This window comes from Ruegeria sp. C12 (genome assembly GCF_056537745.1).
Window position 1 is genome coordinate 255,092 of the sequence record NZ_JBQFSA010000008.1, and the last position, 17,587, is coordinate 272,678.

At 56.5% G+C, this 17,587-nt stretch carries 25 protein-coding genes and 1 tRNA gene; 12 read left to right on the forward strand and 14 right to left on the reverse strand.

What is annotated here, in order from left to right; translation table 11 throughout:
* The first annotated feature begins 18 nt into the window (after positions 1–18).
* From ACR0C9_RS16790 to ACR0C9_RS16805, 4 genes are all read left to right on the forward strand, one after another.
* Positions 19–399 carry a response regulator gene (locus tag ACR0C9_RS16790; RefSeq protein ID WP_170454082.1) on the forward strand — a complete coding sequence of 127 codons (381 nt, stop codon included), beginning with the start codon at positions 19–21 and terminating at the stop codon, positions 397–399.
* Positions 396–704 carry a hypothetical protein gene (locus ACR0C9_RS16795; protein ID WP_170623655.1) on the forward strand — a complete coding sequence of 103 codons (309 nt, stop codon included), beginning with the start codon at positions 396–398 and terminating at the stop codon, positions 702–704. Before ACR0C9_RS16790 ends, ACR0C9_RS16795 begins: the two co-directional genes overlap by 4 nt.
* On the forward strand, positions 704–3,382 hold the full coding sequence (locus ACR0C9_RS16800; RefSeq protein ID WP_170623652.1) for a sensor histidine kinase: 2,679 nt from the start codon (positions 704–706) through the stop codon (positions 3,380–3,382). Before ACR0C9_RS16795 ends, ACR0C9_RS16800 begins: the two co-directional genes overlap by 1 nt.
* 78 nt (positions 3,383–3,460) lie before the next feature.
* On the forward strand, positions 3,461–4,546 hold the full coding sequence (locus ACR0C9_RS16805; RefSeq protein ID WP_480626775.1) for a FliM/FliN family flagellar motor C-terminal domain-containing protein: 1,086 nt from the start codon (positions 3,461–3,463) through the stop codon (positions 4,544–4,546).
* A gap of 16 nt (positions 4,547–4,562) precedes the next feature.
* Here ACR0C9_RS16805 and ACR0C9_RS16810 read toward each other — a convergent pair whose 3' ends face one another.
* The 4 genes from ACR0C9_RS16810 to ACR0C9_RS16825 are packed head-to-tail and all read right to left on the reverse strand — an operon-like array spanning position 4,563 to position 6,745.
* Complete coding sequence (locus tag ACR0C9_RS16810) at positions 4,563–4,994, reverse strand: TIGR01244 family sulfur transferase (RefSeq protein ID WP_170454074.1); 432 nt, start codon at positions 4,992–4,994, stop codon at positions 4,563–4,565.
* Positions 4,995–5,003: 9 nt separating this feature from the next.
* Positions 5,004–5,435: a DUF6691 family protein gene (locus ACR0C9_RS16815; RefSeq protein WP_480626867.1), complete on the reverse strand. Its 432-nt coding sequence runs from the start codon at positions 5,433–5,435 to the stop codon at positions 5,004–5,006.
* Positions 5,435–5,863 (reverse strand): YeeE/YedE thiosulfate transporter family protein, encoded by a 429-nt coding sequence (locus ACR0C9_RS16820; protein ID WP_170623649.1) that lies wholly within the window; start codon positions 5,861–5,863, stop codon positions 5,435–5,437. Before ACR0C9_RS16820 ends, ACR0C9_RS16815 begins: the two co-directional genes overlap by 1 nt.
* A gap of 18 nt (positions 5,864–5,881) precedes the next feature.
* Complete coding sequence (locus ACR0C9_RS16825) at positions 5,882–6,745, reverse strand: MBL fold metallo-hydrolase (RefSeq protein ID WP_480781503.1); 864 nt, start codon at positions 6,743–6,745, stop codon at positions 5,882–5,884.
* A 244-nt stretch (positions 6,746–6,989) separates the two neighbouring features.
* Here ACR0C9_RS16825 and ACR0C9_RS16830 point away from each other — a divergent pair, with 244 nt between their 5' ends.
* Entirely contained in the window at positions 6,990–7,205 is a 216-nt protein-coding gene (locus tag ACR0C9_RS16830) for a hypothetical protein (protein WP_170454068.1), read from the forward strand.
* 10 nt (positions 7,206–7,215) lie between these two features.
* Here the strand turns inward: ACR0C9_RS16830 and ACR0C9_RS16835 are convergent, their stop codons facing one another.
* A complete protein-coding gene (locus ACR0C9_RS16835) occupies positions 7,216–7,434 on the reverse strand; it encodes a hypothetical protein (RefSeq protein WP_170454066.1) in 219 nt (72 codons plus the stop codon).
* 154 nt (positions 7,435–7,588) lie between these two features.
* Here ACR0C9_RS16835 and ACR0C9_RS16840 point away from each other — a divergent pair, with 154 nt between their 5' ends.
* Entirely contained in the window at positions 7,589–7,855 is a 267-nt protein-coding gene (locus tag ACR0C9_RS16840) for a DUF2312 domain-containing protein (RefSeq protein ID WP_170454064.1), read from the forward strand.
* A gap of 6 nt (positions 7,856–7,861) precedes the next feature.
* Here ACR0C9_RS16840 and ACR0C9_RS16845 read toward each other — a convergent pair whose 3' ends face one another.
* The gene (locus ACR0C9_RS16845; protein WP_170454062.1) at positions 7,862–8,737 is read right to left on the reverse strand and encodes a hypothetical protein; all 876 of its coding nucleotides are present in this window, start codon (positions 8,735–8,737) and stop codon (positions 7,862–7,864) included.
* A gap of 176 nt (positions 8,738–8,913) precedes the next feature.
* Here ACR0C9_RS16845 and ACR0C9_RS16850 point away from each other — a divergent pair.
* A tRNA-Thr gene (locus ACR0C9_RS16850) sits at positions 8,914–8,989 on the forward strand.
* A gap of 792 nt (positions 8,990–9,781) precedes the next feature.
* Here the strand turns inward: ACR0C9_RS16850 and ACR0C9_RS16855 are convergent.
* From ACR0C9_RS16855 to ACR0C9_RS16875, 5 genes are read right to left on the reverse strand one after another with little or no spacing between them, the layout of a single operon-like run.
* On the reverse strand, positions 9,782–10,234 hold the full coding sequence (locus tag ACR0C9_RS16855) for a hypothetical protein (RefSeq protein ID WP_480781504.1): 453 nt from the start codon (positions 10,232–10,234) through the stop codon (positions 9,782–9,784).
* 10 nt (positions 10,235–10,244) lie between these two features.
* Positions 10,245–10,652 carry a hypothetical protein gene (locus ACR0C9_RS16860; protein WP_480781505.1) on the reverse strand — a complete coding sequence of 136 codons (408 nt, stop codon included), beginning with the start codon at positions 10,650–10,652 and terminating at the stop codon, positions 10,245–10,247.
* Between the two features lie 12 nt (positions 10,653–10,664).
* Positions 10,665–11,015: a hypothetical protein gene (locus ACR0C9_RS16865; RefSeq protein WP_480781506.1), complete on the reverse strand. Its 351-nt coding sequence runs from the start codon at positions 11,013–11,015 to the stop codon at positions 10,665–10,667.
* Complete coding sequence (locus ACR0C9_RS16870; protein ID WP_480781507.1) at positions 11,008–11,199, reverse strand: hypothetical protein; 192 nt, start codon at positions 11,197–11,199, stop codon at positions 11,008–11,010. Before ACR0C9_RS16870 ends, ACR0C9_RS16865 begins: the two co-directional genes overlap by 8 nt.
* A gap of 32 nt (positions 11,200–11,231) precedes the next feature.
* A complete protein-coding gene (locus ACR0C9_RS16875) occupies positions 11,232–11,798 on the reverse strand; it encodes a hypothetical protein (RefSeq protein WP_480781508.1) in 567 nt (188 codons plus the stop codon).
* Between the two features lie 109 nt (positions 11,799–11,907).
* On the opposite strand from ACR0C9_RS16875, the gene ACR0C9_RS16880 reads away from it, so the two are divergent.
* From ACR0C9_RS16880 to ACR0C9_RS16890, 3 genes are all read left to right on the forward strand, one after another.
* Positions 11,908–12,192 carry a helix-turn-helix domain-containing protein gene (locus ACR0C9_RS16880; protein WP_480781509.1) on the forward strand — a complete coding sequence of 95 codons (285 nt, stop codon included), beginning with the start codon at positions 11,908–11,910 and terminating at the stop codon, positions 12,190–12,192.
* A complete protein-coding gene (locus ACR0C9_RS16885; protein ID WP_480781510.1) occupies positions 12,185–12,499 on the forward strand; it encodes a hypothetical protein in 315 nt (104 codons plus the stop codon). The genes ACR0C9_RS16880 and ACR0C9_RS16885 overlap by 8 nt, the downstream gene beginning before the upstream one ends.
* A 932-nt stretch (positions 12,500–13,431) precedes the next feature.
* The gene (locus ACR0C9_RS16890) at positions 13,432–13,941 is read left to right on the forward strand and encodes a DUF4760 domain-containing protein (RefSeq protein ID WP_480781511.1); all 510 of its coding nucleotides are present in this window, start codon (positions 13,432–13,434) and stop codon (positions 13,939–13,941) included.
* Positions 13,942–14,014: 73 nt separating this feature from the next.
* Here ACR0C9_RS16890 and ACR0C9_RS16895 read toward each other — a convergent pair whose 3' ends face one another.
* Both ACR0C9_RS16895 and ACR0C9_RS16900 read right to left on the reverse strand, forming a co-directional pair.
* Complete coding sequence (locus tag ACR0C9_RS16895; RefSeq protein WP_480781512.1) at positions 14,015–14,323, reverse strand: helix-turn-helix domain-containing protein; 309 nt, start codon at positions 14,321–14,323, stop codon at positions 14,015–14,017.
* Between the two features lie 17 nt (positions 14,324–14,340).
* Entirely contained in the window at positions 14,341–15,123 is a 783-nt protein-coding gene (locus tag ACR0C9_RS16900; RefSeq protein ID WP_480781513.1) for a hypothetical protein, read from the reverse strand.
* A 236-nt stretch (positions 15,124–15,359) separates the two neighbouring features.
* Here ACR0C9_RS16900 and ACR0C9_RS16905 point away from each other — a divergent pair, with 236 nt between their 5' ends.
* Both ACR0C9_RS16905 and ACR0C9_RS16910 read left to right on the forward strand, forming a co-directional pair.
* Positions 15,360–15,554: a helix-turn-helix domain-containing protein gene (locus ACR0C9_RS16905; protein ID WP_480781551.1), complete on the forward strand. Its 195-nt coding sequence runs from the start codon at positions 15,360–15,362 to the stop codon at positions 15,552–15,554.
* 723 nt (positions 15,555–16,277) lie between these two features.
* Positions 16,278–16,940 (forward strand): cysteine peptidase family C39 domain-containing protein, encoded by a 663-nt coding sequence (locus ACR0C9_RS16910; RefSeq protein ID WP_480781514.1) that lies wholly within the window; start codon positions 16,278–16,280, stop codon positions 16,938–16,940.
* 410 nt (positions 16,941–17,350) lie between these two features.
* Here the strand turns inward: ACR0C9_RS16910 and ACR0C9_RS16915 are convergent, their stop codons facing one another.
* Positions 17,351–17,572: an HGGxSTG domain-containing protein gene (locus tag ACR0C9_RS16915; RefSeq protein ID WP_480781515.1), complete on the reverse strand. Its 222-nt coding sequence runs from the start codon at positions 17,570–17,572 to the stop codon at positions 17,351–17,353.
* Positions 17,573–17,587 lie beyond the last annotated feature (15 nt).

A 17,587-nucleotide genomic window follows, 5' to 3' on the forward strand; every position in this document is an offset into this window, starting at 1 on the left:
TGGGGAGGAACTGCAAATATGAGCCGCAAGGTTCTGTTGATCGAGGATGAGCCGAACATAGCTGAGGCAATCCGATTTTTGCTGACCCGCGAAGGGTGGCAGGTTGAAACACATGCCGATGGGGCAGACGCCGTTCAGGTGATCCGGGCAGCGAACCCGGACCTGGTGATTCTGGACGTCATGCTGCCCGGGAAAAGTGGCATGGATATTCTGCGCGACTTGCGAGACCTGGACGACATGCAAAGCCTGCCGATCCTGATGCTGACCGCGCGCGGACAATCCAGGGATCGGGAAATGGCCGAGAATGCGGGTGTCAGCCGCTTCATGACCAAACCCTTTTCCAATGCAGAGGTGCTGACTGCGGTGCGGGATCTGCACGCGCAGGCATCCCGATTATGAGCCCCCCGGAAGAAACAGACCCCAAGCCAAAAGGCACGCGCCCCTCGCTGTTTCTGGGACGCCAAAGCTATCGCCGCCGCAGGCTGACCGACGCGGCGCGGTTGTTGCCTTTCATGGGGGCCGCGTTGCTGGCGATCCCGCTGCTGTGGCCTGACCGGGCGTCCGGGGATCAGGCGGTGCCGTTGTCTTCGGCGATGTTCTACATCTTCGTCTGCTGGGGTTTTCTGATCGCCGTTGGCCTGATCTTTGGCCTGACCGCCCGTCGCCTGGGCATGCGCGGCGACTTTGACGCGGACACCGAGTGATGGCCACGCTCAACATCCTGATCCTGGTCAGTTTGGGCTATGTAGTGCTGTTGTTCGGCGTTGCCTTTGCCGCCGACCGAATGGCTGCGGCAGGGAAGGGGAAGTGGCTACGCTCACCTCTGATCTACACGCTGTCCCTGTCGATCTACTGCACCGCCTGGACGTTTTATGGTGCGGTCGGCAACGCGGCCCGATCCGGGTTGGAATTTGTGACGATCTATCTGGGCCCGACGCTGGTGATGGTCAGCTGGTGGTGGGGATTGCGTAAACTGGTCCGCGTCGGGCGCAGCCAGCGGGTGACATCCATCGCGGACCTTTTGTCGTCGCGTTATGGCAAATCCAATACGCTGGCGGTCTGCGTCACCATTCTGGCCGTTCTGGGCGGCACGCCCTATATCGCCCTGCAGCTTCAGTCGATCACACTGTCCTTCTCGATCTTTGTCGAGGCTGATCCCTCGGGCCTCTATCGCGGCGGGTCGAACGTGTTCTGGGTTGCCGCCGGGCTGGCCGTCTTTGCCATTCTGTTTGGCACCCGAAATCTAGATGCGAATGAGCGCCATCATGGCGTGGTCATGGCGATTGCGGTTGAATCCGTGGTCAAGCTGTTTGCCCTGATTGCGGTTGGTGTCTTCGTTGTCTGGGGCATTGCTGGCGGCATCGGTCCGATGATGGACAAGATTGATGCGTCCGAGATTGGCCAGTGGCATGTGGATGCCGGGCGCTGGACCACCTTCATCTTTCTGTCTGCCGCCGCCTTCGTCTGCCTGCCACGGATGTTTCAGGTCATGGTCGTGGAAAACGACGACGAAGGCCACCTGAGAACCGCCGCCTGGGCCTTTCCGCTGTATCTGCTGTTGATGAGCTTGTTTGTCGTCCCCATCGCTGTCGTCGGGCTGGACCTGTTGCCGCCCGGATCAAACCCGGATTTGTTTGTTCTGACGGTGCCGCTGTCTCAGGGCAATGACTGGCTGGCCATGTTGTCCTTTATCGGCGGGTTTTCCTCGGCCACATCGATGGTGATCGTGACGGCCATGGCCTTGTCGACGATGGTATCGAACCATGTGGTCATGCCGATCTGGCTGAATACCCATGAAAGCGCGGGCTCGGTTTCAGGCGATGTGCGCAACATCGTTTTGATGGCGCGGCGCGTATCCATCGCGGTTATCATGGCGCTGGGGTATTTCTACTACAGCCTGTCCGGGGGTGGCGCGGCGCTGGCCTCGATCGGGTTGATCGCCTTCGCCGGTATCTCACAAATTCTGCCCGCTCTGGTCGGTGGCCTGTTCTGGCGAGGGGCGACGCGGACGGGCGCTTTGGTTGGGCTGTCGGTCGGGTTTGTTCTGTGGATTTACACGCTGCTTCTACCCGGGATGGGCGGGGCTTGGATGCCGCAGTCGGTGTTGGACTACGGGCCGTTCGGGATCAGCTGGCTGCGCCCGCAGGCGATGTTCGGCATCGAAGGAATGGACCCGATGGTCCACACCGTGATGTGGTCGATGTCCCTGAACACAATCGCATTCTGCGTTGCCTCGCTGCTCAGCTTTCCCAGCCCGCTGGAACGCCTGCAAGGCGCGCAGTTCGTCAACGTCTTTGATCATTCCGTCGCCCCGCGCGGGTGGACCGGATCGGTGGCGCAAAGCGAAGACCTGATGATCATGACCCAGCGGATTCTGGGCACAGGTCCCGCGCAGGAGTTCTTTCTGGCCGAAGCGGAACAACAAGGGGCCCGTTCGCACATGCCCGAACCGACGCCGGGCTTCCTGAACCGGCTGGAGCGGGAACTCAGCGGTTCCGTCGGGGCGGCGACGGCCCATGCGATGATTGGCCAGATCGTCGGTGGCGCGTCGGTGTCGGTCGAGGATCTGCTGGCTGTGGCCGACGAATCCGCTCAGTTGCTTGAATATTCCAGCCAGTTGGAAATGAAATCGGCCGAGCTGAGCCGTACCGCCCGTCAACTGCGTGAAGCGAACACAAAGCTGACGCTGGTGTCTGAACAAAAAGACAGCTTCCTTAGCCAGGTCAGCCATGAATTGCGTACGCCGATGACGTCGATCCGAGCGTTTTCCGAGATCATGCGCGACACCGAGGGGCTGAGCGCCGAAGAGCAAACGCGCTATGCGGCGATCATTCATGACGAGGCGCTGCGACTGACCCGATTGCTGGACGACCTGCTGGACCTGAGCGTTCTGGAAAACGGGCAGGTCAATCTGAACATGGGTGAAGGCACTTTGCGTTCAATTCTGGATCGCGCGGTGTCCAGTGCCCTGGCCGGGTCGGACAGGGGCCTGACCGTGCGTCGCAGCCGGACGTCCGAACGCTTTGCTCTGCATACCGATCTGGATCGGTTGGGGCAGGTGTTTATCAACCTGATCTCGAATGCGCAAAAATACTGCGATGCGGACGAGCCTGTTCTGACTATCTCGGCCCATGATGTCGGCGGGCGCTTGGTGATCGATTTCATCGACAACGGCGGCGGCATCCCCGCCGAGGCGCAATCGCTGGTTTTCGAGAAATTCGCCCGTGTCGGCGCCGACAAGGCCGGGGGCGCAGGGCTGGGTCTGGCGATCTGCCGCGAGATCATGCAGCGACTGGGGGGCGAGATCACCTATCTGCCGGGGCAGGGCGGGGCCGCATTTCGTGTCAGCCTGCCGCTGGCCTATCAGCAGGCGGCGCAGTAGGGGTCGTCTAAAGAACTTCGTAACACTCGCCGGGTTACACCAGTGGTCAGGGACACGACAAATTGGTGAACTTTGGGCATGGCACAGACTGTGAATGCGGCTTTGGCGCGCAAGCTTTCAGCGGGGCGGGAGGATTTGAAGAACCGGCCCCGCTCGATTCTGCGGGCCTTGCGTCTGGGTTTTGCGCGGGCCGCAGCGGATCGGCTGAACCTGCCCTTGGCGGTTATCGGGGCCAAACAGTCCAACCAGCCCGCTGCCGATCTGGTTGCGGATGTGGGCGACGATTGGTTGCTGTTGTTCTTCCGGGGTCCTGACGGGGTTGCCGCAGCTTGTCTGGACCCGAACACTGTGTCGGCAATTGTGCAGACCCAGACGATTGGACAGCTCTCCGCCACACCGCCCGAGGCGCGCGCCTTCACCAACACCGATGCGGCAATGGTTGCACCTTTGGTGGAAGAAGCGTTGGTCAAGGCTGCGGAACTGGCCGAGATGGTAGAGGAAGAGGTCGACCTGACCGGTTACGAGTACATGGCCCGCGCCGGGGATTTGCGGTCGCTTTGCCTGACACTGGTGGAAGAGGTCTATTGCGGTTTCGAACTGACAATCGATCTGGCCGGAGGGGTCCGGCAGGGCCATATCGCAATCCTGTTGCCTCAACGCCCCTGCGACGTCGAAGAGGATGCCGGGGCGCAACCGGATGCGGGGGCACGCCTTGAGCAATCCTCGGGCGTTGTGCGGGCCGAGTTGAACGCCGTGCTGTGCCGTATGAATGTGCCGCTGTCCGATTTGTCAGGGCTGGGGATTGGTGACGTTTTGCCCTTGGAACGGGCCCGTCTTGATCGCACCGAGGTTCTGGCGATCGATCGCACGCGGGCTGCAGTGGGGCGACTTGGGCAAAGTGGCGGTCTGCGGGCCGTCCGCATCAATGAACACGCAGCTTTGCCCGCCCTGTCCGATATTGAAGCACAAGATTTCATCGCAAGCCGCGCCGGGACGCCGAACCGGGGCGCTGACGCAGTGGATGTCACCCCATATCCCAATGTCACCGAAATTCCCGATCCGCTGGACACCGATCTTTCATTTGCGGATTCGGATCAGATGGTCGCGGAAATCTCGCAACTGGCGGGCCTGACCGGCCCGGATGATGGCGCAGATCCGATGTGACCGAAGGGCCGCAAGATCACTCTGCGTTGTTGCGAATTTGATCCAGGGCTGGGCGCAGGTTTTCCAACTGGTAGCCCGCGTTGGTTGTTGCGGTGAGAATCTCATCCGTGCTCATCCGGTCGCACTGCCCAAGCGCCCAGACGACCGAGCAGCGTGTACCGGACGCGCAATAAGCCAGCACCGGGCCGCTGCAGGTCTCGGCCATGTCGCGCTGACGCGACACGTTTTCAGGTGTCATTGTCTGATGGGTCAGTTCCAGAACTTCATATTCCAGACCCGCTGCACGCACGGCTTCGCCGATTGCATCCGACTGCATGTCAGCCGGAACTTCGGCATTCGGACGGTTGCAGATCACCTTGACGAAACCGGCTTCGGCGATGGCCGGAACATCCTCGACCGTGATCTGGGGTGAGACGGCGTAGCGGGGGGTAATAGGTCGAATCTCCATGCCAATTCCTTAGGCCGCGTTTGCAGCCCTGTCTAGCTGTGGCCCCACGTGAGGGGCGAGGAACATTCCCGTGATCATGGCCAGCAGAAACACCACCCCGCCGCTGCCGCCAAAGCTGAGCGAGGCCAGCGCCGGACCGGGGCACAGCCCCACCATGCCCCATCCCATCCCGAACAAGATCGAGCCCACAATTAACCTCCGGTCAAACTCGGCGCGCGTCGGGGCCGGAAACTCACCGCCTGCCATGGGGTGCCGTCCGGTCGTAAGACGCCATGCAAGGATCATTGGCAGGATTGCACCACCCATCACAAAGGCAAGGGTCGGGTCCCAATCCCCGAAAACGTCCAGCCAGCCTTGCACTTTGGTCGTATCGGTCATGCCAGAGACCAGAAGGCCAATGCCAAACAGGGACCCGGCAAGTGCTGCGATCAATACTCGCATCATGCGATCCCCAGAATATGCCGCAAGCCCAGCACGGTCAGCCCGCCTGCTGCAATGTAGATCAACGTGGCCACGATCCCACGCATTGAAAACCGGGAAATGCCACACACGCCATGCCCCGAGGTGCAGCCATTGGCAATGCGCGTACCGACGCCCACCAACAGCCCCGCCACAATCACCAGCACCAGATTGCCGGTCAAATGCGTTTCGGCCCCCGGTGCGATCCATGGCCGCAGCAGCAAGGGCATCCCGATCACCCCGGCGAGGAAAGCCAAACGCTCGACCGCTTCGTTGCGCGCACTGCCATCGACCAGCCCACCCAAAATGCCGCTGGCACCCATGATGCGGCCATTGCCCAACAGGTATACCGCGCCGCCAAGGCCAATCAGCACACCGCCAATCAAGCCCATCACCCAAGCCGTCATCATGTTCGATTGATCCCTTTGTTAAAGCTTGTTGATCGGCAGCTTCAGCATCACATCGCCCTGTTCATCTGCCGGCGGCATCTGACCTGCGCGCATGTTGACCTGCAAAGACGGCAGGATCAGGCGCGGCATTGCCAATGTCGCGTCGCGCGCATCCCGCATTTCGACAAACTCTTCGATGCTGCGCCCCTGGCCGATGTGGATGTTCAGCGCCTTCTGCTCACCCACCGTGGTTTCCCAGGCATATTCATCGCGCCCGGGGGCTTTGTAATCGTGTCCGACGTAAACGTGAGTATCATCGGGCAAAGACAGGATCTTTTGGATTGAGGCATATAGCGTAGATGAGGAACCGCCCGGAAAATCGCATCGCGCGGTGCCGAAATCGGGCATGAACAGCGTATCCCCGACAAAGGCCGCATCCCCGATCACATAGGTCAAACAGGCAGGCGTATGACCCGGCGTGTGCAGCACGTCGCCGCGCATCTGCCCGATGTGAAAGCTGTCGCCTTCCGCAAACAGGGCGTCGAACTGGCTGCCATCCCGCTGAAACTCGGTCCCTTCGTTGAAAACTTTGCCGAAGGTGTCCTGCACGGTCACGATCTGGTCGCCAATTCCGATCTTTCCGCCAAGCTTATCCTGCAAGTAGGGGGCCGCCGAAAGATGGTCGGCATGCACATGGCTTTCCAGGATCCATTCGGTCCTGAGCCCCTGGGACCGGACGTAGTCGATAATCTCATCCGCCGATTTGGTCGTGGTACGACCGGATGCGTGGTCAAAATCCAGAACACTGTCGATGATGGCACAGGCCGCTCCATCGGGTTCGTTCACCACATAGGACACCGTGAAGGTTTGATCGTCAAAAAACGCTTTCACATTTGGGGTCATGGGGTCCTCCGCTCCTGTCCATACTTCATATATTGACCATGGAATGTGTTGCAATATCCGATTTGGTTTTTGATGTCCGTCAAGGCAGGTTTGATTAATTTGGCTTAAACTTTAACCGTACCGCGCCGGATTGCCGAAATTGACGGACTCTCCGGCGGGTTTCCGCACAGTATCAGAGTAATCTGTTCCGGTCTTAATCCCGTTACCTATATCGGAGATACTGGCATCACTGGGGAGGAGCGATATGGAACCGAAATCCATCTATTCCGAAGTCGAGAAGCTTGAACAAAAGCTGGAAAACGCGTGCCTGGATACGCGTCTGGCTCTGCAACCAAGTGTCAGCAAGATTGTCGATCATATGCGCCGACAGGGCATGCATGTTCCATCCCGCCTGCGTCGGTTGGATTCCGCTTTGTGCGAAGATGCAATGGAAGCGCGGTTCGACAATATGCCGATCTAGCGCCGGGCGGTCATCCGAAGGAGATCCCGAGGATGACCAGCATCAAGCCAATCACGGACAGAAACAGGGACCCCAGGTTCCATGGCAGAACGCCCTGAACCACGGCACGCAATTCATCATCCGACAATCCGGCCTTGCGCGCCTTCATCACGCGCAGAATGCACCAGACCAGTCCGGCAAGCCCGGCCAGTGACAGGGCGGCCCCGCCCCAGGTGATGACTTCAAACATGGCGCCCCAAAAAGTTGCTGCGAATTGAACCTGCGCTTACTGGATCGCACCGGCACAGACAAGCCCGGTGACGGATTGGGTGCTTGCGACCTGCGCGGACCCGATGTATCCGCGAGGTAACTGCATCCAATTCAAGCCTTAGGGAAAGACGTCGATGGAAGATATGACCGAAGATCAGGCCACCGCAAATTACCGCGTAACCGCTGGCGAATTGCGCCAGTTTATCGAGCGGTTCGAGCGTCTGGATGCCGAAAAGAAGGACATCGCCGAACAGCAGAAAGAAGTGATGGCCGAGGCCAAGGCCCGTGGCTATGACACCAAGGTCATGCGCAAAGTGATCGCGCTGCGCAAGCGCGACAAAGACGACATCGCCGAAGAAGAAGCGGTTCTGGAGATGTATAAGGAAGCGCTGGGGATGTAACCCGGCCTAGACGTCCAGAACCCGAATGTTTGGCAGGGTTCGGATTTTCGCCATATCCTGCGCGTAAAGTTCTGAAAACGCGCTGACGATATCTGCGTTCCAGCCCGGCAGATCCAGTTCCTCTTCGATCTGGTCGGGCTGCGCATAGTCTTCAAACAAGGCGATCAACTCATCGCGCGAGGCAAGCCTGGCCCCCGATTGTTCCTGTTGGATCAGCGGCAGAAGCTGGTGTTTGCCTTGCTCGGTCAACAAAGAGGCCAGCAGCGTATGCTCGCCCTTTATCGCAACGTCATTCCCCAAACCGGCCATGGCACGCACGATGTCGCCCCAGATCAGGGGTGTGTCCTCGTTTTCCCACAGCGTGATCTTCACGTTGGGCGCCAGGTCGCTCAGGTCTTCGATCATGCTGACCCAGCTCAGGCAGCTCAGGTCCGTGGTGTCCAGAATTGACCGCGCGCGGTCAGGGTCCATTGCCGTCAGAATCTTCGGAATGAACGATCCCGGGTTCATCAGCCCGGCAAAAACCTCGACCTCTGCCCCTTCCAGAACCTCTTGCGAGTATGCAATGCGCCGTCCGGCAAACGGATACATCTGGCCATGTTGCAAGGCAGTCTTGATCGGGCCAAAGAATTTCTCGCTGGACACGATCAAACGCCCGAAACCCGAGGTATCTGGCAGAAGCGCCCGCAACTGATCCCGGGTGTCGGCGAGAGGCAGGTTTTTCAGAATCGAATCCGACATAATCCTTTCAAAATGCCGACACTTGCGCGGCCCCAGCGGAAAAGCCCCGGTCTGAGTGATGACGCCTTTGTTGGCGACCAGCGAGTCCAGCAATTGCCCTTCATCCGTGAAGGCGACCCCAGCGTGAATGACTACCTGCATATTTTCCTTACGCCCAAAGGTTTTGCCAAGCGTTCCTCGACCCGCATCACATAGAACGAAGCCCGCCGCTTCGATAGGTTGAGTTTCACACAATCGCAGAAATTTCGGCAATCCCCAACCGAATGCTGAAATTCCGACTTGCAGTCCTGTTCCGAAGGCAGTAATCGGCAGCCAGTGCCCCTATAGCTCAGCTGGTAGAGCAACTGATTTGTAATCAGTAGGTCCGCGGTTCGAGTCCGTGTGGGGGCACCACTTATAAATCAACAACTTACATAACTTTTCGGCTTCACCTGCGTCCCGCATGGTTTGTTCTGGGGGACATATGGGGGACAAAGCGCCCGATTTTGACGCTCCAAATGTGAGATTCGGGCAAGTTCCAACAGCACCCGTCCCGCGCCTTTTCGACCATTCTTAAATGGCAGGCCGGTTCCTCAAGTTGAGGATACGCTGTGCAGCAAATATTGGCGGAGCGTCGAATTTCTGTGAACTAGGGTAGGGCTGCTATTCCCGCTATTCCTGCTATTCGGGCCAGCGGCCTAAACCTGCCCGGCAGTCAGGTTTTCACCGATAGTTTCCGTAATGGCGCGATTTCTTACACTGCTTTCAGTGTAGCAGGTGCTGTTGCTCATCTGTGTCGGCCCATGGGTTCACGTCGCCCGTAGCTACAACTCTACCGACTTCTGCATTGGCGCTTGCTTCCAGATACCGCAATAGCTTTTCCCTAACGCGGGCGCTCGGCATGAAAGCCTTTTCAAACGGGTACTGATGGCCGAAAGAATAAGGGTATGTCTCCGGGGACACCCAAAGCCGTACGCCCCCCAGTAAGGCAACATATTCACTCTCGAACTCAACAGGCGCGCAGTGGTCTATCTGCCGCTCTAACATGTCGCTGTAGTCGTGGTTAGTAGGGTGTTTTTGACACCAGAACTCAGGCCGGGTCAGTCGAAAGAGAAAGTCTTTGATGTAACGCCTATCCATATAACTGCCTTTCAGAGTGCCTGTGTTCTGGCGGGGCAATCGCTTGCCGCCACCAGTAGAACTTATTTATCCGGCGGCCTCGAGGGCTGGCGCAGCACTACGCAGAGCGCTGGCCGTATCAGAGACCAGTTGCTTTCCGGCCTCATCAAGGGTCTCGTAGTTGGCCCAGAATTGCTCCATGTCTACGTCTTTGGATTGACCCGATAGCCCGCTGATACCGGCGCGGATCGAACGCAGCATTTGCCCATGGTGGTCGTCAGACATGTTGATAATGTCCCTGTCCTGAACGGCCTCAAGAGTGAATATATCAAACTGTGCGGCCAGTTCCTCGGCAGTGGTGGCGACCTTCCGGCAGGCGATGCCGTAAACCTTCTGCCGTTCATTGAATAGCAGGTCGGTCATTATTTCATGGCCTGCATCGCTCATCTTGCCAAGCTCGCAAAGCTCCCACAGTTCGGTGGACGCAAACTTTAGCTCTCTGTGCCACAGTTTCAGATCCGAGAGAGTGTGCTGTTCCATGGGCTTCCTCCTATGCCAGCAGGCCCGAGGCGTCAGAATGCAGCCTGCGGTACTGGGTTGCGTCGTGGGCGTCCTCAACCCGCAGGGCAATGACAACCTTGATTGCGAGGTCACGCGGCCCTTTGACGGGCAAGGACATGATTTCATCTTCAAGGTCAGCCATGGCGGCATAGGCCGGGTCTACAACCTCCTGCTCACGTTCCCTGACGCTCTGGCCAGAGACAACGCCCGTTTCCTGTTCCTGAGACAGTTGGGCGTCAAGCTCAGCGGCGACCCGCTCGTATTCGGCTTGGGCCTTTTCCCAGCGGGTATAGAGTTGTTCGATTGCGGTTGTATCCATGACAGCCCCCAGAGCCATTGACCCAGCCAGGGCCGGTAGGCTCGATTTCAGCAGTGTGCGGCGGTGAATGTTGTTCATACTCCTATCCTTTCACGCCATGTCCCGAAGGGTGGCAGCAATGGACTCCAGCAGTTGCGGCTGCACCGGCGCGTAAGAGCCGTCAATCAAGCCGTAGTCCGGGTGTGTGGCCATACGCATTTGCGCAATCAGGCCCTGCACAGTCCGGGCCTGCGTCTGGGCTACCCGTTCTTCAAGGCTCTGGACTTCGGGCCAGCGGGGATCATCATCCTCCAAATCCCAGATGTGCGCGTTCATTTCTTCGCGCAGTTCAACCCAGCGGGCCACCCACGCATGGTGGGGGTCGGACTCGGCTGCGCTTGATGCGGTGCCCGCGACCAAAGCCAGCGGGGCGCATTGCATAAGTGTGCGGCGGTCAATCATTCGCTACTCCTTTCAGTTGGGGTTCATCCGGCAGGCTCGCGAGGTCTGCGGTAAGCTCTGCCGACTTGGCTTTGATGGTGCGGACCAGCGCATCTACTGCGCCCCATGTTTCAGGGTCTGGCCCTTCCCACGTCAGGCGGTACAGCGCATTCGAAAGGCCCGCCAACGTGGTTACGTCCGTCATAATTTCGTGGTTACTTTTCATCGCTTCCCCTTTCAGTGCGCGAAGGTGTGAACGTGGCCGTCAGCCGCGATGCGGGACACGGTTGCGAGGTTCACAGAGCGCGGGGCCTGTGCCTCAGTGTCCCAGACTGACAGCAGGTGCGGGTGGCGACGTGCGCGCGTCTCAATGGCTTTACGTGCGGCCTCTGACGCTGCATCGCCCTTAATGTGCTGGCGCAGGGTTGCGGGCTGTACGCGCATGGTGCGTTCCGTCCCGTCCTTCTTGGTGAAGGTGACAGACACGAACCGGCCTTTTGCCTCGGCAATCAGTGCGCGCTTTTCAGCGTATGCGTCTGCCTGCGCCTCGTGGTTCAGCGCGGCCTCAAGAGCCGCTGCCAGTTCGTCACGCTTGCGATAGTCCGCGTCCGTCCATGTGTCTTTGTTGTCCAGCAGGTTCATGGCTTCGCGGATGTGGTCCGCCTCAGTCATATTCGCGCGGCGTACGGCTTCTTTCGCCTCATCCCACGCCAGCCACAGTGCATTGCGCCAGATAACCCGGTGAAACTTGCGTCCTGCCATAATGGCCCAAGCGCGGTTCATGATGTTCTGGCGGTTGTACATGCTGGAAACCCTTACCTTGTGCTGTAAGTAATTACACGTTAGGTGTAATAGGCAGCGCGTTAGGTGTCAACACCTATCGCACAATTATTTACACGTTAGGTGGAATGAAATGGAAACAGGTGAGCAACTACGGGCCGCAAGGGCAGTTCTAAAAATGGATCAGGCGGAATTGGCAGAGCTATCTGGGGTATCGGTCGATACGATAAAACGCCTTGAACGCATGGAGGGTATTCTTCAGGCCCAAATGGCTACCACTAAGGCCCTGCGGGACGTACTGACGCAAGAGGGCGTTGTGTTCACGCCAGAAAACGGGGTTGCCGCTGGCGTAGCGCTGCGAAAAGAACCCGCCCCGAATATCAGGACCAGAAAGGCGCGGGGCGGATTGAATGGATAGTTCTACAACGCTGGAGCAATATGTAAGGCTTGTGCCTGCAGGTAAGTCGCAGGACGAGCTCCTGTTCGACCTAAAACTTCCCACGGCTCCAGTACCGGGCGACAGGATGAACGTGGAGTGGAGAGGTGTGAAGTACAACTACTTGGTTGTGTCTCGAACCTTTGAAATTTTGATGGACGACATTGACGGAAGCGAAAGTCTTGGCAAACATCTGCCGCCTGTTAAAACAATTGTTTTTGTGGAGGAACTCGCTGTGGATGCAATGAATCTGCGCTTCGGTCCCTTTGCGCGAAAGCACAGTCAGTGATTGAAGGCGACAGGGATGACTGATGTACTCAGGCCAATTGACGTAAAGGCGCTAAAGAAGCTCTCTATTCTTAGTTGGGAGTACGCGGCCCAGATACACGGTGTGTCAGAAGATACGCTGAGCGCTTTAGAGCGCCGGGGCTATATTGCGCGATTCACTGAGGGATTTATTGACGATACCCTGAGGTACTGCATCACGGACCAAGGCCGAAAAGCGTTGGCCGAATACAAGCCGCTAAAGAGGACCATCGACAAGCGCTTGAGACAGCCTCCGTCTAGAATTGGCAAACCAAAAGACAGGTTCTAAAGTGACGTTCCAGTTTCCACCCCGCCTAATGCAGGCGAAGGCAGCCGCCCATTACCTTGGGGTTTCTGCCTCTAAGCTTCAAACATTGGGCATTCCAGTAAAGGTATGTGGTGCGAATAGGTTGTACGATATCCTAGACCTCGATGCCTATGCTGATAGTCTGTCGTATGTGGACGAAGATGACAGCACCAGAGACGCCGACGAGGCTTGGGGTGGAGTTCATTGTGACGAGTTGTTCGGGGCTGAGAAGATAGCACCGAAAGCATGGCCCAAACGGAGATAGCCTGATTGCTCGTTTTCTTTGATGAAACAACAGGATAAGGTGCGGCCTGACACGTAAACGGTTGCGCATCACCTTTAGTGCATAAAATACCCATCCAAGAAGCCGATTCGTCGCCGATGTATCTTGCAAAGTGATGGGCACGAAAGTGTGAAGCGCTGTGCTGGAACGTGAATTTAATACTGAAAACATGGAAATTTAACGTTTTGGGACTAATTTTGCCGCACTAGGTACCTAATGTGATTTGTCAAGATTGCATCGGCACACCATTTATGCACCACTAGACCCATGCTTAAGGAGGCAAACGATGAAGTTTCTTAGAGAGGGTTTTGGAGGCTAACTAAAAATGGGTGTTGATACTGCTGCGGCGGTAGCAACCCAAGTTAGCCCTTGGATTGGCCCCGGCATTCAGGCTGGGGCCATCGTAGTTTCGGCGCTTGGCGTTGCGTTTTTGATTTTGACTAACCGTTCGATTTCAAGACGAAAGGCAATTTTAGACCTAATAGTTCTCAGTCAAACTGATGGCGACATGCTTGAGGCACGTCAACGGTTCGTATCCATCAAAGAAGATGGGAATCTACAACAGTGGGCAGCTAAGAAGAAGCTGGCATCTCAAGAGGCCGCAGACATTAGGTTCATACTAAACATGTATGAGGCGGTCGCCATTGGCATAAAAAAGAACGCCTATGATGGAGATATATACAAAGACTGGTATCGCACTACCGTCATCAAAGACTGGATGGCCGTCAAAGACTTTGTGGCTGTGTACCAACAAGAGCATAACGCGAAAATATACGAAAACTTTGAGAAGCTCGCTAAGGAATGGGCGACAGATGAAGAACGAAAACACACCTGAAACCTACCCTCGCAATTAGTTCAAAATACCTTTTGCTCTGACTGTGCGTTTATCAAATTGGTAATAGTACACTTTACTTCGAGGTCTTTCGGCCTTTCTTCTTGAGTTCTCTGGCTAGTTCCTCCGCTCCTTTGGTAAAGCGGATCGTCACGGGTTCATCTTCGTAGTATCGCACAGGCCGGGTCTGCTGGGCTGTTCGCTGAATCGGTGGAACCTTGCACTTCTCAACCAGATCCCCGAGCTGGTCCTGGTCGATGCGAATGGCTCGGCCTATGCGAACCAGAAACCCGTGTTCCTCGGCGGCAGCGCGCAGCGACCCTTTTGGCACGTTCAGCAGTTTGCTGGCTTGTTCGATGGTCAGTAGTTTGGTCACAAGTTTCATCTGTCCGTAGATGGCGGTTACGTAACTCGAGGGTAAGCTTTTCTAAGTTCTACAAAAGAAATGTCATTCTCGCTTCGCACGTTCACAAGAGTTGGCGGAACAATTATGCGCGTACCATCAGAATAGACCCGTTCATGAGCGCGTCTTATGTGGGGAATAGGACTGGCACGTTTGCCAGCACTACCGCGATCCATGCCACGCCTCGAAGAGTTTAAGGCCGTAAGATATTCTTTTGCATCGGCGTTGTAGTGCGCCGGTATAGGGGCTTTCCCAATCTTCTTTCGCTTCGCGTTCTTGATGCTCGGTGTGCGCTTCAAGTCGATCCGGCAACCGCGAGTGTTCAGGATTGCGACTGCAAGAGGGTAGTTCGACATTGCTGCCAATTCCTCAACGTCGTGAGCGCCAGTCTCGGATTTAGTGACAGTAATTTGTGTGCCGGTTTCTGTGTGCTGGAACACCAGTTGTGCCACGAGCGGAACACGCTTCGGCATCAGCAAATACTGGTTAACGACAATACTGCCGTCGCTTTGAGGTTTGACGACTTCCAATATGGACAGCGGCTTACCTACACCATCCACTTCATAGGTTGAGTAGTCTAGAACAAACGCCCAAGGGTGCAGCCCGAAAGGCTGGAGTACTTGATCCTTGAGGCCTTCAAGCACATTGACCACACGCGCATGATCCAAGTTTGCGCTGCTGAATGAACCCAGGGCAAAAATACGACCCTCGTCAACAATTCCCTGTGGGACCAATTCGTTACCCAGGCTGGGCATTAGTTCTAATACGCGGCTCAAATTCATGGCGTCATCATTGCTTTAAGAATACGCCGAGCGCTAGTGGTTAGTTGGTCGAATAACCGAAATCGACGGTAGGGGCCTGCTAAACTCGCTAAAACCGCTAAACGGAAAAACTCAGTTTCGACGGTTACCCCCTGCTACATCTGCTACTTTTGCTACATGGGATCGACTGGGAGGATGACGGCTTGCAGGAACGTGATGTTGTATATTTCGCAATCGACGCAGCGCGGATCGAGAAGTTGGAACACCAACTGAACCGCATTGAGAGGGCAGTTCAGCAGCTACTGAACCCCGTTCGGCACGAGTGGATAACTGTCCAGGAATGCGCCAAGCTGGTTAGAAGGTCTGAGGGCACTGTCAGTCGCTGGGTTCGAACGAGGCGAATACAGTCAAAGCGCGTAGGTGGGCGGATATTGGTTCGGAACCCAAGCTAGAGAACCAAACAGTCTTGTATCCAAGCATAAGCAAAATCTGATCCCCTAATTAGGAGGTTCCAATAGGAAGCCCCACTCCGGGCGCAGCCGGTGCAGGGCCATCCGCCAGCGGCGGGGCACATAGGGGGTATGCTCAGCTTTGCGCACCCCCATTTTAAAATGCGCAACCACCTGTATTCACGCGAGAACCTGCGGAAAGGTGATTGAGCGTCACCTTTTTGCCGCAAGGGTGCATTGATTGCGCGCTTAGTGGCCATTTGATGCAAGAATCATGCGCCGTCCCAAAGTCTGACAGCTTCGCGCGCGTATTGCGTAGAAACTGCCTGCGCCGTTGCTATTCCTGCTATTCTGCTATTCGGGGTTTGCGCCACGGTGGCGTGAACCTACGCGAACCCTGCACAGGATGCCGGGCCAGGGTCGGAACACCCTGTCTTGAATTGCTTGATTGTTTTTCAAGTTGAAACTTCCGCGCGCGCGGAAAATCCGCCTGCCTAACTTGCGAGCGCTCGCAACGTTCCAATCGAACCCCAAGGGTATCGTTAGTATCGACACCCTCTCAGACGAGATATGCGGGCCACAGGGCGGCAAACAGGCTCAGCGTGCGTCTGAACCGCCTAATTGTGCCTGGCGGGCATATTTGGGGGAGACTCAAGTTATTAGCAGGGCGTGCAAGAATGTGAATTTTATGATATTGGTTTAGTACGTATTAGGGGGTACCGCGCCGTGTTACGCATATTCACTGTTTTAATTGCGTTGTTGTTTTCTTCATCTGTTTGGGCTCACGGTAGCTGCCATCCCAGCACGCACAAAACTAAGCAGAGCCTTTCAACCAAACTGTCTACCAAGTCTGGTCCTACGCTGTGGGTTCGTTCCGGGGCAACATTTACCGGCCTTCGCCAAACGAAGCGCAACGATACCAAGCTCTACGTTGACAAGAAGTGGGCCAACGGATGGACCACCGACGCAAATGGAAAGCAAGTAAGGCGTTACACTCAGACTTGTTTGGCAACTGTTTATGCAATGATTGAGCATGCGCGCGGAAACAGCGGCTACCGAATTGGTCAACCCGGGACTTGGGTGGAGCCTCAGGGGGCTGCCGGTTTTGTCGGCGAGACTGGGAGGGGGTTGCCCCCTTCTCCTCAGCTTTTTCAGCGAGAATTCAATCTTGGTAATCCCGTAATTTTACAGGGGCATAGCAAGAAGCTTGGGACAGGGCATTTCATGCTTGCTGTCGGATTAAAGGCAAACGGAGACATTGTGGCGCTAGACCCACTTACTGGTCGGACTATAGACATTACCAATAAGGGCGGGAACAATTGGTCTGTAAATCTGCCAGGCGTAAATGCGACCTACACAATTCAGTCGGTAAGAACGATTAAGATGTGACGTATCACTGAGGCAATTTCCCTTTCCTGCATTGAGGAAAGGACTTGTCTATTTCGCTCTACTTTAGACGCCGTTTGCGCGCAGCCATCTTGCGACAGCCTTCCTTGCAATACTTGGCGTCTACACGTTTCCACTCAGGCATGAGTTCACCGCAGTATGCACAGTGCCAGCCTCGGGAATAGTTTCGCGCCAGCTTGTTCGCCCGCTCAGCGATCCGGGTTGAGTTCTGCCAAGGGTAGTGGGTGAAGCCCATGCGAACATGGGGCGGGTTCAGTTCCTCTACCCAGATTGTGCTGTTGTCCCTGTCCGTCATTTATCCTGTTACCTTATCCGGGAACTGCCTTTGATATTGCTGGGCTTTCCGGTTTAACTCCCCTCGGCCCAGCTCCCTTTTTATGGCGTCGGAAAACTCAGGTCGCGGCCTGTTCCATTTCACGCCCGAGTGTCATCAGGCGGCGTCTTTCAGCCCATAGCGCCTTCGCGCCCTCGGACTGTCGTTTCCGGCCTTCTGCAGTCTTTGCGCCCGTTGATAGGCCACCATGCAGGCGACAGCGCGCCTTGCCCGGTACAGGTGCCTCCATGCACATACCGTCTCGGGTGTTGGCTCCGCAGATTTTGGTTTCATTCGACATGTTCAACCCTCCTAT

What these genes read in the sequence shown, in the direction of transcription:
- ACR0C9_RS16870 (WP_480781507.1), bottom strand. Translation starts at nt 11,199, where the DNA reads ATGACGGACGTAACCACGTTGGCGGGCCTTTCGAATGCGCTGTACCGC.
- ACR0C9_RS16825 (WP_480781503.1), bottom strand. Translation starts at nt 6,745, where the DNA reads ATGACCCCAAATGTGAAAGCGTTTTTTGACGATCAAACCTTCACGGTG.
- ACR0C9_RS16865 (WP_480781506.1), bottom strand. Translation starts at nt 11,015, where the DNA reads ATGATTGACCGCCGCACACTTATGCAATGCGCCCCGCTGGCTTTGGTC.
- ACR0C9_RS16790 (WP_170454082.1), top strand. Translation starts at nt 19, where the DNA reads ATGAGCCGCAAGGTTCTGTTGATCGAGGATGAGCCGAACATAGCTGAG.
- ACR0C9_RS16860 (WP_480781505.1), bottom strand. Translation starts at nt 10,652, where the DNA reads ATGAACAACATTCACCGCCGCACACTGCTGAAATCGAGCCTACCGGCC.
- ACR0C9_RS16810 (WP_170454074.1), bottom strand. Translation starts at nt 4,994, where the DNA reads ATGGAGATTCGACCTATTACCCCCCGCTACGCCGTCTCACCCCAGATC.
- ACR0C9_RS16915 (WP_480781515.1), bottom strand. Translation starts at nt 17,572, where the DNA reads ATGTCGAATGAAACCAAAATCTGCGGAGCCAACACCCGAGACGGTATG.
- ACR0C9_RS16805 (WP_480626775.1), top strand. Translation starts at nt 3,461, where the DNA reads ATGGCACAGACTGTGAATGCGGCTTTGGCGCGCAAGCTTTCAGCGGGG.
- ACR0C9_RS16795 (WP_170623655.1), top strand. Translation starts at nt 396, where the DNA reads ATGAGCCCCCCGGAAGAAACAGACCCCAAGCCAAAAGGCACGCGCCCC.
- ACR0C9_RS16900 (WP_480781513.1), bottom strand. Translation starts at nt 15,123, where the DNA reads ATGAATTTGAGCCGCGTATTAGAACTAATGCCCAGCCTGGGTAACGAA.
- ACR0C9_RS16835 (WP_170454066.1), bottom strand. Translation starts at nt 7,434, where the DNA reads ATGTTTGAAGTCATCACCTGGGGCGGGGCCGCCCTGTCACTGGCCGGG.
- ACR0C9_RS16845 (WP_170454062.1), bottom strand. Translation starts at nt 8,737, where the DNA reads ATGCAGGTAGTCATTCACGCTGGGGTCGCCTTCACGGATGAAGGGCAA.
- ACR0C9_RS16890 (WP_480781511.1), top strand. Translation starts at nt 13,432, where the DNA reads ATGGGTGTTGATACTGCTGCGGCGGTAGCAACCCAAGTTAGCCCTTGG.
- ACR0C9_RS16820 (WP_170623649.1), bottom strand. Translation starts at nt 5,863, where the DNA reads ATGATGACGGCTTGGGTGATGGGCTTGATTGGCGGTGTGCTGATTGGC.
- ACR0C9_RS16885 (WP_480781510.1), top strand. Translation starts at nt 12,185, where the DNA reads ATGGATAGTTCTACAACGCTGGAGCAATATGTAAGGCTTGTGCCTGCA.
- ACR0C9_RS16840 (WP_170454064.1), top strand. Translation starts at nt 7,589, where the DNA reads ATGGAAGATATGACCGAAGATCAGGCCACCGCAAATTACCGCGTAACC.
- ACR0C9_RS16880 (WP_480781509.1), top strand. Translation starts at nt 11,908, where the DNA reads ATGGAAACAGGTGAGCAACTACGGGCCGCAAGGGCAGTTCTAAAAATG.
- ACR0C9_RS16800 (WP_170623652.1), top strand. Translation starts at nt 704, where the DNA reads ATGGCCACGCTCAACATCCTGATCCTGGTCAGTTTGGGCTATGTAGTG.
- ACR0C9_RS16855 (WP_480781504.1), bottom strand. Translation starts at nt 10,234, where the DNA reads ATGGAACAGCACACTCTCTCGGATCTGAAACTGTGGCACAGAGAGCTA.
- ACR0C9_RS16815 (WP_480626867.1), bottom strand. Translation starts at nt 5,435, where the DNA reads ATGCGAGTATTGATCGCAGCACTTGCCGGGTCCCTGTTTGGCATTGGC.
- ACR0C9_RS16895 (WP_480781512.1), bottom strand. Translation starts at nt 14,323, where the DNA reads ATGAAACTTGTGACCAAACTACTGACCATCGAACAAGCCAGCAAACTG.
- ACR0C9_RS16875 (WP_480781508.1), bottom strand. Translation starts at nt 11,798, where the DNA reads ATGTACAACCGCCAGAACATCATGAACCGCGCTTGGGCCATTATGGCA.
- ACR0C9_RS16830 (WP_170454068.1), top strand. Translation starts at nt 6,990, where the DNA reads ATGGAACCGAAATCCATCTATTCCGAAGTCGAGAAGCTTGAACAAAAG.